This is a genomic window from Catenulispora pinistramenti, from assembly GCF_018274385.1.
GTDB classification, from domain to species: domain Bacteria; phylum Actinomycetota; class Actinomycetes; order Streptomycetales; family Catenulisporaceae; genus Catenulispora; species Catenulispora pinistramenti.
In genome coordinates this window covers 79,377-94,375 of the sequence record NZ_JAAFYZ010000009.1, presented here as the reverse complement: position 1 = coordinate 94,375, position 14,999 = coordinate 79,377, and the positions used below count along the sequence as shown (strand labels likewise).

Below are 14,999 nucleotides of genomic sequence, written 5' to 3'. Positions count from 1 at the left end.
GGACTAGGCGTCCTCGTCGTCGAGGTCGTCCTCGTCGTCGCGCGGGGCCTTGTAGGGGTCCGGCTCGCCGGCGTAGGCCGCGGTGGCCGCCGCGTCCCGGACGGCGGCGTCCGACACCGCGACCTTGGCCAGCAGGTCCTCGATGTTCCGGGCACCCTCCGGGATGGCGTCGGCGATGAAGGTCAGCGAGGGGGTGTGCTTCACCCCGGTCTGCCGGCCCACCTCGGTGCGCAGGATGCCCTTGGCCGACTCCAGCGCGGCGGTGGACTCCGCGCGCTCGTCCTCGCCGCCGTAGACGGTGTAGAAGACCGTGGCGTCGCGCAGGTCGCCGGTGATGCGGACATCTGTGATGGTCACGAATCCGAGCCGGGGGTCCTTGACCCGGGTCTTGAGGGTCTCGGCGACGATCACGCGGATCCGGTCGGCCAGCTTCGCGGCGCGCGTTCCGTTGTTCGCCATGCGAACTCACTCCTTCTAGCTCGGATTTTTCCTAGTCGTCCTCATCGCTGCGCAGCCTCCTGCGGGCGCTGAGCAGCTCGATCTCCGGGCGCCACGCTACGGCGCCCTCGAGATCGTCGAGGACTTCATTCACTCGTGCGGCCGTGGCCGCGACCACCGCGACGCCGATCTCGGCGCGGCGATGGAGGTCTTGGTGGCCGGTCTCGGCGGCGCCGACTCCGGCGCGCTTGTCCAAGTCGGCCAGGATCGGCTTCACGATCCCGCGCTTCTCCTTCAGCGAGTGAACGTCGCCCAGGAGGATGTCGAGGGTCATAGTCCCCACGAACACTGTGCATCAGGGCCAACCCGGCCCAGGGGAGGAGTCTCTATCCGTCGGGATAGAGAGTAGTAGGGGCGGCCCGGTCGGACCGCCCCCTTTACGTTACCTACTAGACGCGCGGCTTCTCGCGCATCTCGTAGGTCTCGATGACGTCCTCTTCCTTGATGTCGTTGAACGACCCGAGGTTGATACCGCACTCGAAGCCCTCGCGGACCTCGACGGCGTCGTCCTTCTCCCGCCGCAGCCCCTCGATGGTGAGGTTGTCGGCCACCACGGCGCCGCCGCGGATGAGGCGGGCCTTGGCGTTCCGGCGGATCAGGCCGCTTTGGACCATGCAGCCGGCGATGTTGCCGATCTTGCTGGAGCGGAAGACCGCGCGGATCTCGGCGGTGCCGAGCTGCACTTCCTCGTACTCCGGCTTCAGCATGCCCTTCAGGGCCGCCTCGATCTCCTCGATCGCCTGGTAGATGACCGAGTAGAAGCGGATCTCGACGCCCTCGCGGTCGGCCTTGGTCTTCGCCCGCCCGTCGGGGCGGACGTTGAAGCCCAGGATGACCGCGTCGGAGGCCATCGCCAGGTCCACGTCGGACTCGGTGATGGAACCCACGCCGCGGTGCACGACGCGCAGGTCGACCTCTTCGCCGACGTCCAGCTTGAGCAGCGAGTCCTCCAGGGCCTCGACCGAGCCCGCACCATCACCCTTGATGATGATGTTGAGCTGCTGGACCTCGCCGGCCTTGATGACCTTCTCCCAGTCCTCGATCGAGACGCGCTTGCGGGAGCGGGCCATGGCCGCGTTCCGCTCGCGGGTCGCGCGGCGCTCGGCGATCTGCCGGGCCACGCGGTCCTCCTCGACCACCAGGAAGGTGTCGCCGGCGCCGGGGACCGAGGTCAGGCCGAGCACCTGCACCGGACGGGACGGGCCCGCCTCGGCGACGCTCTCGCCGTTGTCGTCCATCATGGCGCGCACCCGGCCGTAGGCGTCGCCCACGACCATCGAGTCGCCGACCCGCAGCGTGCCGCGCTGCACCAGGACGGTGGCCACGGCGCCGCGGCCGCGGTCGAGGTTGGCCTCGATCGCCACGCCCTGGGCGTCCATGTCCGGGTTGGCCCGCAGATCGAGCGAGGCGTCGGCGGTCAGGATGACCGCTTCCAGCAGCTGCTCGATGTTCAGGCCCTCGCGCGCGGAGATGTCGACGAACATGGTCTCGCCGCCGTACTCCTCGGCCACCAGCCCGTACTCGGTGAGCTGGCCGCGCACCTTCGTCGGGTCGGCGCCCTCCTTGTCGATCTTGTTGACCGCGACCACGATCGGCACGTCGGCCGCCTGGGCGTGGTTCAGCGCCTCGATCGTCTGGGGCATCACGCCGTCGTCCGCCGCGACCACCAGGATCGCGATGTCCGTCGCCTTGGCACCGCGGGCACGCATGGCGGTGAACGCCTCGTGACCGGGGGTGTCGATGAAGGTGATGGCCCGCTCGTTGCCCGCGACCTCGGCGACCACCTGGTAGGCGCCGATGTGCTGGGTGATGCCGCCGGCCTCGCCCTCGATGACGTTGGTCTTGCGGATGGCGTCCAGCAGGCGGGTCTTACCGTGGTCGACGTGACCCATGACGGTCACGACCGGCGGACGGACCCGCAGGTCCTCCTCGCCGCCCTCGTTCTCGCCGAAGTCGATGTCGAAGGACTCCAGCAGGACGCGGTCCTCCTCCTCCGGCGAGACGATCTGCACGGTGAAGCCGAGCTCCTGGCCGAGCAGTTCGAAGACGTCGTCGGAGACCGACTGCGTCGCCGTCACCATCTCGCCGAGGTGGAACATCACCTGCACCAGGGACGCCGGGTTGGCGTTGATGCGCTCGGCGAAGTCGACCAGCGAGGCGCCGCGGGGCAGCCGGATGGTCTGCCCGTTGCCGCGAGGGAGCATCGCGCCGCCGAGCGACGGCGCCTGCATGTTGTCGAACTCTTGACGCCGCTGCTTCTTCGACTTGCGACCGCGGCCCGGACGACCGCCGGGACGGCCGAAGGCACCGGCCGTACCGCCGCCGCCGGCGCGACCGCCGCGGCCGTAGCCGCCACCGCCGCCGGGACGGCCGCCGTAGCCGCCGCCACCGCCGCCGGGGGCACCGCCACCGGGACGCGGGGCGCCGTAACCGCCGCCACCGCCACCGCCGCCGGGACGGGCACCGCCGCCGGCCGGGGCGCCGGGACGCGCGCCGCCGCCGGAGCGGCCGCCGGGACCGCCGGCCGGGGCACCCGGACGGGCACCGCCGCCGGGGCGGCCCTGGCCGGGGCCGGGACGCGCAGGGACGCGACCGGGCATCATGCCCGGGTTCGGACGCGGGGCGCCGGGGACGCCGCCGCCGGGACGCGGCGGCATGCCCGGACGCGGGCCGCCGTCGCCGCCACCGGTGGCACCGGACGGCGGGCCCGGACGGGCCGAGGGCCGCTGGGGCTGCTGCATGCCGGTCGAGCCGGAGGACGTGAACGGGTTGTTGCCGGGACGCGGACCGGCCGGACGCGGACCCGGGGCCGGGGCGCCGGGACGGCCTCCCTGGCCCTGACCCTGACCCTGGCCCTGAGCGGGACGACGGTCGCCGGCCGGACCCGGACGGGCACCGCCGGGCGCCGGACGCTGACCGCGATCGCGGTCCCCGGGGCCTCCCGGACGCTGCCCGGAACCCGCGGGACGCGGACCGGGACGGCCGGGGATGCTGCTGCCGCCGGCCGTCGGGGCCTGGCGCGGCGGGATCGCCCCACCGGCACCCTGGCCCTGACCCGCGGCCGGACGACCGGAGGAAGCCGGACGCTCGGGGGCCGGAGCCGGAGCCGGAGCCGAGGGCGCGGCCTGCTCTGGCAGCGCCGCCGGAACCTCCGGGGCGGCGGCCGGAGCCGGGGTCTCCGCCACCGGGCTGGCCGCCGCGGCCGCTGCCTGAGCCTGCGCGGGAACCGCGGGGCCGGGCTTGGGCGCGACCGGACCGGGGCGCGGACCGGGCCTGGGGGCACCGCCGGCGGGACGCGGGGCGCTCGAGGACGCCGCGGTCTTCGCGGCGGGGGCGGACTGCGCGGAGGCAGCCGACTTGCCGGCGCCGCCCTTGGCGCCGCCGGATTCACCTTGCTGGATGCTGTCGATCAGTTTACGGACGACCGGCGCCTCAACGGTGGAGGACGCCGAGCGGACGAACTCACCCAGATCTTGGAGCTTGGCCATCACGACCTTGCTCTCTACTCCGAGCTCCTTGGCGAGTTCATAGACCCGGACCTTGGCCACTTCACTCCTTCTTCGGCCCGCGTCTGTTCGCGAAGCCGTCTGGTTACTGCATGGGCGTACTCATCGCGTGTTGCTGCTCATCGAGTGCTCATCGCCTGACTCGACCTGCTTCCGACTAGTACTGGGGTCTCTGTTCCACGCACCGGACGCGGACAGGGATGTCATGCTTCAGCTGCCTTCCAACAACGCGCGGACCGCCGTTGTTTCCAACGGACCGTCGACCCGCAGCGCCCGCGGGAACGCCCGCCGCTTCTCGGCGAGGGCCAGGCATCCCGGATCGGGGTGGAGGTGCGCTCCCCGGCCGGGCGACCGCCCGCGCAGGTCGGGGACGACGACGCCCTCGACCGCCACGACGCGCAGCAGCTCCGTCTTCGCCGCTTTTGCCCGGCAGCCCACACAAGTGCGCATCGGTACGGAACGCGCCGATGCGGCAAGGCGTGCAGAAGCATCCGTCTGGCTAGACACGTCTCAGTCTAGCGCCTGGATCACTCCCGCGTTTCCCGGGCTATTTGACGGGCGGTCAGAATCCGGCTTATAGTCAACGCATCAGTTGATTAAAGGGATGGTTGATCAAAGGTATGGTTGACAAAGAAGAGGCGCTGGACCGGGCCTTCACCGCCCTCGGCGACCCGGTGCGCCGCGCGATCGTGGCGCGGCTGTCCCGCGGCGAGGCCACGGTGAACGAGTTGGCGGACCTGTTCCCCATCACCAAGCAGGCGGTCTCCCGGCACATCGGAGTGCTGGAGGACGCCGGCCTGATCACCCGCAGCCGGGACGGCCAACGCCGGCCCTGCCATCTGGACCCGGCCGCCCTGGAGCGGCTCACCAGCTGGATCGACGGCTACCGGCTGGCGGCCGAGAGCCGTTTCCGAAAGCTCGACGCCGTACTGGAAACACTCAAAGAGGAGGAAGAACGATGAGTACCAACCCCACCAACCCCACGACCATCACCGCCGAGGAAGGCACCCCGTACCTGGAAGTCGTCCGGGACTTCGACTGCACCCCGGCCCAGCTGTTCCGCGCGCACACCGACCCGAAGGTGGTCGCCCGGTGGCTGGGCCCGCGCGACCTGGAGATGGACGTTGAGGAATACGACGCCCGCCCGGGCGGCAGCTACCGCTACATCCACCACGGCGGCCACCTCGGCGACCACCGCGCGGCGTTCCACGGCGTCTTCCACACGGTCAAGCCGGACCTGATCGTGCAGACCTTCGAGTTCGAGGGCGCACCGGACGAGGTGGTGCTGGGCACCTACCGCATCCAGGAGGTGGACGGCCGCACCCGCCTGATCACCCGCTCGGTGTTCCCGTCGATGGCCGCCCGTGAGGCCGCCCTGGCGTCCGGGATGGAGTACGGCATCCGGGACTCGATGGACCGCCTGGCCGAGCTGCTGGCCCGGGAGGTGTGAGCGCGATGGCCGGGGTCATCATGGCCGACGCGGTCTCGCTGGACGGCTTCCTGGCGACCGAGGACGACCAGGTCGGTCCGTTGCACGACTTCTACTTCAACGGCGACACCAGAATCACTGCGGGCAACCGGCATATGTCCTTCAAGGCGCCGGCGGCGTCGGCGCGGTACCTCGACGAGCAGTGGTCCCGGATCGGCGCGATGGTCATCGGCCGGCGGCTGTTCGATCTCACCGACGGCTGGGACGGCGTGCCGGTGGCCGGGGACCGGGTGTTCGTGGTGACGCACAGCGTTCCCACGGACTGGAAGTACATGGGCACCGCTCCGTTCACCTTCGTCACCGACGGAGTGGCGAGCGCGATCGCGCAGGCGAAGGCGGTCGCCGGGCCGGATCGCGACGTCGCGGTCAACGGCGGCGACGTCGGCGGGCAGGCCTTCGCCGCCGGGCTGGTCGATGAGGTGGACGTAGCGCTGGTACCGGTGGTGTTCGGCTCGGGCAAGCGGTTCTTCGGCGACCGCTTCGAAGGCCAGGTACTGCTGGAGGATCCGGTCGTCGTGCCCAGCGAGCGGGTCACGCACCTGCGGTACCGGGTTCGGAAGAGCTGAGGGGACACGCGGCCGACAGCGCACGGCGCACCGAGGGGGTGTTCACCGTGCGCGGTCGGCTCGCGGCCCCGGCAGGCGGTCGGCTCGCAGCAGGGGCAGGCGGCCGGCGTGGTCAGCCCGCGGCCCAGGAAGCGAGCATCCGCAGCGAGTCCGCGGTCGGCGATCCGGGCGGCGCGGTGAAGACGATCATCGTCAGGTCCGGATCGGCCGCGACGGACAGCGCCTGCCAGTCCAGCAGCAGCCACCCGGCGACCGGGTGGTCGAAGCTCTTGCGGAAGGTGTCGGTCGCCAACACCTCGTGGCCGCCCCACCACTTCCGGAAGTCGGCGTCCCGCTCCAGCAGCTCGCTGACCAGCTCGGCCATCCGCCGGTCCCCCGGCATCAGGCCGACGCTCATCCGCATCCGCGCCACACTGACCGCGGCGACCTCTTCCCAGTTGCGGTGCATGGCCCGGACCCGGGGTTCCAGGAAGAGCATGCGGATCATGTTCCGCTCGCGCGGCGGCAGCTCGGCGAAGTCGAAGTACAGCGCCACCGCGAGCGGGTTCCAGGCCACGATGTCCCCGCGCGGATCGATGACCATGGCCGGGATGTCGCGCATGGCGTCGAGCAGATGCCAGACCAGCGGGCCGACCTTGGTGCCGCCCTCCGCCTGGTCACCGGAGTTCCGGGAGCGCGTCGGGGGCTGCGCCAGGATGTGCAGGTAGGTGCGCTCGGCGTCGGTCAGCCGCAACGCGGTGGCGATCCCGTTCAGCACACTGTCCGAAGCCGTGGTGACGCGGCCCTGTTCCAGCCGCGTGTAGTGATCGACACTCATAGTGGCCAACTGCGCGACCTCTTCGCGGCGCAGACCGCGGACCCGCCGCGGATTGCCCACAGCGGGCAGTCCGACAGATTCCGGCGCTATGGCCGCGCGCTTCGACTTCAGGAAATCACCGAGCTCACTCACGTACCCAGCATCGCATCCGCGCCGCCGACGTTCCTGGGGTCGCTGTCCCCAGGAACAGGCGAGCTCTGGTTGCGCACCGCCGCGCCGAGCACGCTGGAGGCCATGAGCACTCTGAACCTCGAAACCGCAACCCGCCTCCTCGCCGCCGGCCAGGAGGCCGCCGCCGAGATCGGCGTCCCCATGAGCATCACGATCGTCGACACCGCCGGGAGCCTGATCGCGTTCCAGCGGATGGACGGCGGCTGGCTGGGCTCCGTGGATCTGTCCCAGCGCAAGGCGAAGACCTCCGCGCTGTTCCCGATGCCGAGCTCCGTCCTCGGCGAGATGTCGCAGCCCGGCGGCCCGATCTACGGCGTGGAGAACTCCAACGGCGGCCTGGTCACCTTCGGCGGCGGCCTGCCGCTGGCCACCGCGGACGGCACCGTGCTCGGCGCGGTCGGCGTCTCCGGCGGCCTGGTGGACCAGGACGTCGCGGTCGCCGAGGCGGTCGCCAAGGCCCTGTGATCCCACCGCCGGGCAGACGGGTCTGCCTGACTCTGTAAGCAACTCCCCGCATGAGCAGATAAGGGCCTTCCAACCGGAAGGCCCTTATTTATGCTCGCCAGGTACTACTCCGTGACCGGCTCCACGTCCGAGCGGATGTCGATCCGCCAGCCGGTGAGCCGCGCGGCCAGCCGCGCGTTCTGGCCCTCCTTGCCGATGGCCAGCGACAGCTGGAAGTCCGGGACGATCACCCGGGCGCTGCGCTGGTCCAGATCCACGACCTGCACCTTCGACACCCGGGCCGGGGACAGGGCGTTGCCGACCATCTCGGCCGGGTCCTCGGACCAGTCGACGATGTCGATCTTCTCGCCGTGCAGTTCGGCCATGACGTTCCGGACCCGCGCGCCCATCGGGCCGATGCAGGCGCCCTTGGCGTTGACGCCGGCCCGGTGCGAACGGACCGCGATCTTGGTGCGGTGGCCGGCCTCGCGGGCGATCGCGGTGATCTCCACCGCGCCCTCGGCGATCTCCGGCACCTCCAGCGCGAACAGCTTCTTCACCAGGTCCGGGTGGGTACGGGAGAGGGTCACCTGCGGGCCGCGGGCACCGCGCCGGACGTCCACGACGTAGCACTTCAGGCGCTCGCCGTGCCGGTACTCCTCGCCCGGGACCTGCTCGGCGGCCGGCAGCGTGCCCTCCAGCTTGCCGATGTTCACCAGCACCGCGCGCGGGTCCCGGCCCTGCTGCACGACCCCGGTGATCAGGTCGCCCTTGCGGCCGGAGAACTCGCCGAAGGTCTGCTCGTCCTCGTGGTCCCGCAGCCGCTGCAGGATCACCTGCTTGGCGGTGGTGGAGGCGATGCGGCCGAACTCGCTCGGGGTGTCGTCGTACTCCCGGGTGGTGCCGTCCTCGATGTCCTCCACGGCCCACACGGTGACGTGGCCGCTGGCCCGGTCGACCTGGACCCGGGCCCGGGTCTTGGCGCCGTCGGTGCGCTTGTAGGCGATCAGCAGCGCCGCCTCGATGTCCTCGACCAGCTTCTCGAAGGGGATCCCGCGGTCCTTCTCCAGGTCGCGCAATGCACTCGTGGGGATGTCCATGGTCGTCAGCCCTCCTCGTCCTCGTCGATGTCGTCATCGATGTCGTCGATGTCCGCCGGCTCGCCGTCCGCGTCCGGATCGGCCTGGCCAGTCTCGTCGTCCTTGCGGTTGAACTCAATCTCCACGCGCGCCTTGGCGACCTCGGCGAACGTCAGCCTGCGCTGTTCGGCCACGGCCTTCTTCTTGCCGGGCTTGGCGGGCTCCGTCTGGAGTTCGAGCAGCACGCCCTCGTCGTCGCCGTCCAGCACCCGGCCGGTGACCTCGCCGCCGTCGCGCAGCACGGCCCGCACCAGCCGGCCCTTGGCCCGGTGCCAGTGCTTGGGCAGGGTCAGCGGCCGGTCGGTGCCCGGGGACCCGACCTCCAGCACGTAGGGCTGATCGCCCATGACCCCGGCCGCGTCTGGGCCGTCGAGCACCTCGGAGACCACCCGGGTGAGATCGGAGACCGCGTCGAGCGACACGCCGTCGTCGCCGTCCACCACGACCTCGACCCGGCGACGCCGGGCCACCTGCGAGACACGGACGGCTTCCAGGTCGTAGCCGGCGGCGGCGACGACCGGCTCCAGCAGCGTTTGCAACCGGTCCGCCGGGGATCCGGATCGGGGGGTGCTCATCGTTCTCCTTGTGCAGTTGTCGTGCAGTTGTCGGCGTTCGTGCTGTCGCTTCGTAGCCAACACAGTATCCGTTCCGCCCCAGGGCGCGCTCCCGTCAGCACGTCCGTCGGAATCGCTACACTTTGCCGGTGACCTGGGTGCCCGCCGTGCTGACGAGACGCATGCTGCTCACTGTGACGGGTGTGGCGCTGGTAGGCGCCTGTGCCGCTCCGTCCGACAAGACAAGCCCGGGGAGCTCTCCGGCCAAACCGGTGCCGGCGGGGCAGCCGGATCCGGTGCGGGACCGGGCGCTGGCGGCGGAGTCCGACCTGATCGCACGCTACGACGCCGCGCTGGCGCTGCCTTCCGTGGGCGCCGACGCGGTTCTCAGCGCGAAGCTCAGAACGATCCGCGCGGAGCACTCCTCGCATGCCGCCGCTATAGGGGCCGGTTACACGCCGCCCCCATCCACGCCGTCGTCCACACCGCTGTCATCCACTCCGCCGCCCTCCCCGCCGGCGGCCACCGTTCCCCCGGTGGACGCCAAGACCACAGTGGCGACGCTGGCCAAGGCGGAACAGGACGCCGCGAGCGCCCGGACCACCGACATCCTGTCCACCGACGCCGCCACCGCCATGCTGCTGGCGTCGGTCGCCGCCTCCGAGGCCGGACACGCGGCGTTGCTGCTGGGAGGCACCGCATGAGCGCGTTTCAGACCGCGCTGGGCAACGAGTACGCGGCGGTATACGGATACGGAGTCCTCGCGGTCCGCCTCACCGGGGCGCAGCGGACCGCCGCGCAGAACGCGTACGACACCCACCGTGCGCGCCGCGACATCCTCATCGGATGGATCGAGGCACAGGGCGACAAGCCGGTGGCCGCGGCGCCCGCGTACACGATCCCGTTCCCGGTGAACACCGCCGCTGATGCCACCCGATTGGCGACGCAGTTGGAGGAACGGCTCGGCGCCTCCTACGCGGACGTCGTCCAAGCCTCTGACGGTGACGTCCGCCGCACCGGCGTGGAGTGGCTGACCGACGCCGCGGTCCGCGCGGTCCGGTGGCGCGGGACCTCCGTGCCGTTCCCGGGCCTTCCCGAACGGGACTGATGCCCCACCGGTCTGTCCGGTCCGCCATCAGTTATTGCCGTTGTCACCGCCACCGTTGCTCAGCGCGTCGGAGAAGTTCTGGAGCTCACCGGACAGGGCCGAGGCCGTGGTGTCGTTGACCAGCCCCTGGCCCTGGTCGTCGTTGACCTGCGAGCCCAACTGGTCGGTTTTGTCCTGCACATCGCGCAGGTAGCCGCCCTTCATCCCGTGCTGCTGCGCCTTCTGCACCGAACTCTCCAGATCGGTCAGGGAGTTCTGCAGATCGCGCCCGGCGTTCGGGTCCATCACCGTCGCCCCCTGCGCGATGAATCCGTCGATCTGGCTCCGGATGCCCTCCAGATAGGCGAGCGGGTTCGCGTTCGGATCGGCGGTCGGTGAAGCCGTGGACGCCGGCCCGGAGGAGGAGGGTGTGGAAGGGGTCGGGCTGCCGGACGACGACGTGGCCGAGCCGGACGGCGCCGTCGCGGATCCGCTCGGGGTGGTCTTCGCGGTGATGCCAGGCGGCGGCGCGGACTTGGTCTGCTTCTCCGCCTGCGAGCCCTTCATGAACAGCGCGGTGGTGGCCGCCGCGATGAAGGCGATGACCAGGGCGCCCAGGAGCATCCAGATCCAGTTGTAGCGGCGCGGCGGAGGCGGGCCGGGGAACGTCGGCTGGGCCGGGTAGGAACCGCCGTCATCGTCGTCCGGAACGCTCTGCTGGGGAACGCGCGGCCCCATGTAGGCGGGCTGCTGCTGGGCGGCCAGGGACGAGGGCGGTGAAGCGTCGTACGGCTGCATCACCATCGTCCGGTTCGCGGTCGGCCGCACCGCGCCGGGGATCTCGGCCGGGGCACCGCGCAGTTCCAGGACGGCCGCGACCGTCGCCGCGGCGGGCCGTTCCATCGGGTCTTTGGCCAGGCACTGCCGGTAGATCCCGGCTATCTGCGGCGGCAGGCCGGCGGTGGGCAGCGGCGGCGGGAGCCGGTGCAGGTGGCCCTTGACCACGTCGTCGACCGTCTCGCCCTCGAACGGGGCGCGGCCGGTGATGGACCAGTAGAGGATGCAGCCGAGCGCGTAGACGTCGGACGCCGGGAGCGCGCCGCGTCCGGTCAGCTGCTCGGGCGCCATGCACGACGGCGTCCCGATCACCAGGCCGGTACGGGCGTCGGTGTCGGAGGAGGCCTGCGCGATGCCGAAGTCCAGGAGCTTGACCCCGTCGGACATCAGCATGACGTTGCCGGGCTTCAGGTCGCGGTGGATGATCCCGACCTGGTGCACCGCCTCGAGCGCGCTCGCCAGCTGCGCGCAGGCCAGCCGGGCGTCGTTCTCCAGCAGCGGGCCCTGCTCCAGCCGGTCCTCCAGGTTCAGCCCGGCCAGCAGCTCGGTGACCAGCACCGGCTGGAAGTCCCCGTCCCCGTCCTGCCACTCGATGTAGTCGAAGACGGTGGTCACCCGCGGATGCGACAGCCGGGCCAGGGCCAGGGCCTCCCGGCGCAACTGCTCGCGGCCGGCCGGATGCGCGGCCGCCCCGCCGTGCAGCAGCTTCACCGCGACCAGCCGGTCCAGGCTCGAGTCCTGCGCCTCCCAGACGACCGCACTGCTGCCGGCCCCGAGGGGCCTGGTCAGACGGTAGCGCTCGGCTATGACGGTGCCGGGGGTCGGTGCATCCATGGAGGTGATTATTGCGCGTCAGCCGATGGGGACGACGCCCTACCGGGTGTGATCGAGACGACCCGGGACCCGGACGCGACGCTGCGCCGCCGGAAAGCTTCCGGCGGCGCAGCGCGGTGACGGTCCGGCCTCAGCCGCGCACCAACGCGTGCACGTGCTCGACCAGGTCCGGTACCGCGACCTCGGTCTTCTCCCCGCTGCGGCGGTCCCGGACCTCGACCACGCCGTCGGCGAGGTTCCGGCCGACCACGACGATGGTCGGGATGCCGATCAGCTCGGCGTCCTTGAACTTCACCCCGGGCGAGACGCTGCCCATGCGGTCGTCGTACAGGACCCGCACGCCGCGCGCGCCGAGCTCTTCGGCGTAGCGGTTCGCGGTCTCGTAGATGGTCTGGTCCTTGCCGGCCGCGACGATGTGCACGTCGGCCGGGGCCACCTCGCGCGGCCAGACCAGGCCGAGCTCGTCGTGCAGCTGCTCGGCCAGGACCGCGACGGCGCGCGAGACGCCGACGCCGTAGCTGCCCATGGTGACCCGGGCCGGCTTGCCGTCCTTGCCGAGCACGTCGAGCTTGGCGACGTCGGCGTACTTGCGGCCGAGCTGGAAGATGTGGCCGATCTCGATGCCGCGGTCGATGGACAGCTCGTGGCCGCAGCGCGGGCACAGGTCGCCGGCCCGCACCTCGGCGGCCTCGACGGTGCCCTCGATGTCGAAGTCCCGGCCGGCCACCACGTACGCGGCGTGCTTGCCGGCCTCGTTGGCGCCGGTGACCCAGGCGGTACCGACGGCCACCCGCGGGTCGACCAGGTACTCGTACCCGGCCTCCTTCATACCGACCGGGCCGATGTAGCCCCGGACCAGCTTGGGGTGCTTAGCGAAGTCCTCAGCCTCGAACAGCTCGACCTCGCCGGGCGACACCGCCGCCTCCAGGCGCTTGAGGTCCACCTCGCGGTCGCCGGGCACGCCGACGATCAGGACCTTGGGCTCCTTCACGCCGGGGTAGCTGACCTTGACCACGACGTTCTTCAGCGTGTCCTCGGCCTCGATCTCGATGCCGAGGCCGTTCACCACCGCGACCAGCGAGTCGATAGTCGGGGTGTCCGGGGTGTCCAGGATCCGCAACGCGGGATGCGAGGCGGCGTCCTGCGCGGGCGGCACCGCGGTCTCGACGGCCTCGACGTTGGCCGCGTAGCCGCAGTTGTGGCACGCCACATAGGTGTCCTCGCCGGTAGGCGCGGTGGCCAGAAACTCCTCGGAGGCCGAGCCGCCCATCGCGCCGGACATCGCCGAGACGATCTTGTACTTGATGCCGAGGCGCTCGAAGATCCGGATGTAGGTGTCTCGGTGCTGCGCGTAAGAGTGCTTCAGGCCTTCGTCGTCCAGGTCGAAGGAATACGAGTCCTTCATCAGGAACTCCCGGCCGCGCAGGATGCCGGCCCGGGGCCGCGCCTCGTCCCGGTACTTGGTCTGGATCTGGTAGAGGGTGACAGGCAGGTCCTTGTAGGACGACACCTCGCCCTTCACCATGTCGGTGAACATCTCCTCGTGCGTGGGGCCGAGGAGGTAGTCGTTGCCGCGGCGGTCCTGGAGCCGGAACAGGTTGTCTCCGTACTCGGTCCAGCGGCCGGTCGCCTCGTAGTACTCACGGGGCAGCAGAGCGGGGAACTGGACCTCCTGCCCGCCCATCCGGTCCATCTCCTCGCGGACCACGCGGGTCACGTTCTCCAGCACCTGCTTGCCCAGGGGCAGCCAGGAGTAGATGCCCGGGGCGACGCGGCGGACGTACCCGCCTCGGACCAGGAGCTTGTGGCTCGGAACCTCGGCGTCCGCCGGGTCCTCGCGCAGTGTTCGCAGGAACAACGACGACATACGCCAGATCACGGGGTGCTCCTAGTGTTCGATCGGGTAGCCTGGGACGCCACGCGCAAGCCGCTGCGGCGCACTTTCTGTCCTGCGAGGATATCCGGCTCCGGCGTGATCGACTGCCGTTTGGCCCTTCGCACATGCCTTCAACAGCGCGTAAAGACCCTCCCGTAATCGCGACGGGCAGGTTACCGTGCCGACATGGCAGCGAAGACCCGGAACGACGTCCTCCGGGTGAATATGGATCCGGCGCTCGGCGACGTGGCGCTGGCCGAGGCGCGGGACGCGCTCGCTTCCGGGGATTGGGGACCGGCGCGGGAGGTTCTGGCCGAGACCCGCAAAACGGTCGACGGTCCGGGCTGGGACCGGCGCAGCCACCGGGTCCGGGTGCTCGCCGAAGCGGTGGCGAACTCGTCCTGGGTGGAGCGCTGGCAGGTGCTGGAGCCGGTGAATCCGGACGCCGCACTACTACGTGCGCAGGTGGAGACCGTGCGCACGCTGCGCGCGTCGCTGGCCGGCGGCAGCGGATACCGCGAGACCGCCGCCGAGGCCTTGGACCTGTGTACGCACGCCGCCGAGATGGCGCCGGCGGACCCGACTCCGTGGGTGGTCATGCTGACGTTGGCGCGCGCCGCGGACCGCGGCTCCAAGCGCGGCCACGAAACGTTCTGGAGCCGCTGGCAGGAGATGCGCACCCGGGACGCCCTCAACCGGGACGGCCACCACGAAGCACTGATGTATCTGTTCGCGGCCTGGTGCGGTTCGCATCAGGAGATGTACGACTTCGCTTATTGGCTGGCCGGTGAAGCCCCGCCCGGATCCCCACTGGCAGTGCTTCCGTTGGTCGCACATGCGGAAGTCTTCCGGACCTCCCTATTGGGGATCCCCAAGCAACGTGAGCCTTCTCCGTACGCGCACTGGTCGCGGGACCTGGTTTCCGCGGATGTGGACCGTGTCCTGCACAGCTGGTTGGGATCGGCGATAGTGCCGCACGCGCAGGCCGATCTGGACCGGAACTACCTGTTGCACGCGATGGTGTACTCCGGCCGCTTCGACACCGACGAGACGCGGGCGCTTTTCGACGCGATCGGCTCGCACGCTATGCGGGTGCCGTGGTCGTACACCGGGGACCCGGGATCCTCGTTCCTGTACTGGCGGGACCAGGCGTTCCACGCCACGGCCCCGCGCCGCTGACG

The 14,999-nt window shown here is 70.9% G+C and carries 16 protein-coding genes; 7 read left to right on the top strand and 9 right to left on the bottom strand.

What is annotated here, in order from left to right; translation table 11 throughout:
• Positions 1 to 3: 3 nt before the first annotated feature.
• The 4 genes from rbfA to KGQ19_RS04470 form a co-directional block, all read right to left on the bottom strand.
• Positions 4 to 459: a 30S ribosome-binding factor RbfA gene (rbfA, locus tag KGQ19_RS04485; protein ID WP_212007771.1), complete on the bottom strand. Its 456-nt coding sequence runs from the start codon at positions 457 to 459 to the stop codon at positions 4 to 6.
• Between the two features lie 31 nt (positions 460 to 490).
• Positions 491 to 772 carry a DUF503 domain-containing protein gene (locus tag KGQ19_RS04480; RefSeq protein WP_230418191.1) on the bottom strand — a complete coding sequence of 94 codons (282 nt, stop codon included), beginning with the start codon at positions 770 to 772 and terminating at the stop codon, positions 491 to 493.
• 115 nt (positions 773 to 887) lie between these two features.
• Positions 888 to 4,046, bottom strand: a complete 3,159-nt coding sequence (gene infB / locus KGQ19_RS51705) for a translation initiation factor IF-2 (RefSeq protein ID WP_212007769.1) — start codon at positions 4,044 to 4,046, stop codon at positions 888 to 890.
• Between the two features lie 168 nt (positions 4,047 to 4,214).
• Positions 4,215 to 4,454: a YlxR family protein gene (locus KGQ19_RS04470; RefSeq protein WP_194891027.1), complete on the bottom strand. Its 240-nt coding sequence runs from the start codon at positions 4,452 to 4,454 to the stop codon at positions 4,215 to 4,217.
• Between the two features lie 170 nt (positions 4,455 to 4,624).
• Here KGQ19_RS04470 and KGQ19_RS04465 point away from each other — a divergent pair, with 170 nt between their 5' ends.
• The 3 genes from KGQ19_RS04465 to KGQ19_RS04455 are packed head-to-tail and all read left to right on the top strand — an operon-like array spanning position 4,625 to position 6,059.
• The gene (locus tag KGQ19_RS04465; RefSeq protein ID WP_212007768.1) at positions 4,625 to 4,966 is read left to right on the top strand and encodes an ArsR/SmtB family transcription factor; all 342 of its coding nucleotides are present in this window, start codon (positions 4,625 to 4,627) and stop codon (positions 4,964 to 4,966) included.
• Positions 4,963 to 5,454: an SRPBCC family protein gene (locus tag KGQ19_RS04460; RefSeq protein ID WP_212007767.1), complete on the top strand. Its 492-nt coding sequence runs from the start codon at positions 4,963 to 4,965 to the stop codon at positions 5,452 to 5,454. Before KGQ19_RS04465 ends, KGQ19_RS04460 begins: the two co-directional genes overlap by 4 nt.
• Positions 5,455 to 5,459: 5 nt before the next feature.
• Positions 5,460 to 6,059, top strand: coding sequence for a dihydrofolate reductase family protein (locus tag KGQ19_RS04455; RefSeq protein ID WP_212007766.1), 600 nt, complete (start codon positions 5,460 to 5,462; stop codon positions 6,057 to 6,059).
• Between the two features lie 112 nt (positions 6,060 to 6,171).
• On the opposite strand, the gene KGQ19_RS04450 is transcribed toward KGQ19_RS04455, so the two are convergent.
• Entirely contained in the window at positions 6,172 to 7,008 is an 837-nt protein-coding gene (locus KGQ19_RS04450) for a helix-turn-helix transcriptional regulator (RefSeq protein ID WP_212007765.1), read from the bottom strand.
• Positions 7,009 to 7,110: 102 nt separating this feature from the next.
• Here KGQ19_RS04450 and KGQ19_RS04445 point away from each other — a divergent pair, with 102 nt between their 5' ends.
• Positions 7,111 to 7,512 (top strand): GlcG/HbpS family heme-binding protein, encoded by a 402-nt coding sequence (locus KGQ19_RS04445; RefSeq protein WP_212007764.1) that lies wholly within the window; start codon positions 7,111 to 7,113, stop codon positions 7,510 to 7,512.
• Positions 7,513 to 7,616: 104 nt separating this feature from the next.
• Here the strand turns inward: KGQ19_RS04445 and nusA are convergent, their stop codons facing one another.
• On the bottom strand, positions 7,617 to 8,591 hold the full coding sequence (nusA, locus tag KGQ19_RS04440; protein WP_212007763.1) for a transcription termination factor NusA: 975 nt from the start codon (positions 8,589 to 8,591) through the stop codon (positions 7,617 to 7,619).
• Between the two features lie 5 nt (positions 8,592 to 8,596).
• Positions 8,597 to 9,205 carry a ribosome maturation factor RimP gene (gene rimP / locus KGQ19_RS04435; protein ID WP_212007762.1) on the bottom strand — a complete coding sequence of 203 codons (609 nt, stop codon included), beginning with the start codon at positions 9,203 to 9,205 and terminating at the stop codon, positions 8,597 to 8,599.
• A gap of 128 nt (positions 9,206 to 9,333) precedes the next feature.
• Here rimP and KGQ19_RS04430 point away from each other — a divergent pair, with 128 nt between their 5' ends.
• On the top strand, positions 9,334 to 9,888 hold the full coding sequence (locus KGQ19_RS04430) for a hypothetical protein (protein ID WP_212007761.1): 555 nt from the start codon (positions 9,334 to 9,336) through the stop codon (positions 9,886 to 9,888).
• Positions 9,885 to 10,292 carry a ferritin-like domain-containing protein gene (locus KGQ19_RS04425; protein ID WP_212007760.1) on the top strand — a complete coding sequence of 136 codons (408 nt, stop codon included), beginning with the start codon at positions 9,885 to 9,887 and terminating at the stop codon, positions 10,290 to 10,292. Before KGQ19_RS04430 ends, KGQ19_RS04425 begins: the two co-directional genes overlap by 4 nt.
• A gap of 27 nt (positions 10,293 to 10,319) precedes the next feature.
• Here the strand turns inward: KGQ19_RS04425 and KGQ19_RS04420 are convergent, their stop codons facing one another.
• Both KGQ19_RS04420 and KGQ19_RS04415 read right to left on the bottom strand, forming a co-directional pair.
• Positions 10,320 to 11,942 carry a serine/threonine-protein kinase gene (locus KGQ19_RS04420; RefSeq protein ID WP_212007759.1) on the bottom strand — a complete coding sequence of 541 codons (1,623 nt, stop codon included), beginning with the start codon at positions 11,940 to 11,942 and terminating at the stop codon, positions 10,320 to 10,322.
• 130 nt (positions 11,943 to 12,072) lie between these two features.
• Entirely contained in the window at positions 12,073 to 13,821 is a 1,749-nt protein-coding gene (locus KGQ19_RS04415; protein ID WP_212007758.1) for a proline--tRNA ligase, read from the bottom strand.
• A 183-nt stretch (positions 13,822 to 14,004) separates the two neighbouring features.
• Between KGQ19_RS04415 and KGQ19_RS04410 the strand changes: the two genes are divergently transcribed.
• Positions 14,005 to 14,997: a hypothetical protein gene (locus KGQ19_RS04410; protein ID WP_212007757.1), complete on the top strand. Its 993-nt coding sequence runs from the start codon at positions 14,005 to 14,007 to the stop codon at positions 14,995 to 14,997.
• The last annotated feature ends 2 nt before the right edge of the window (positions 14,998 to 14,999 follow it).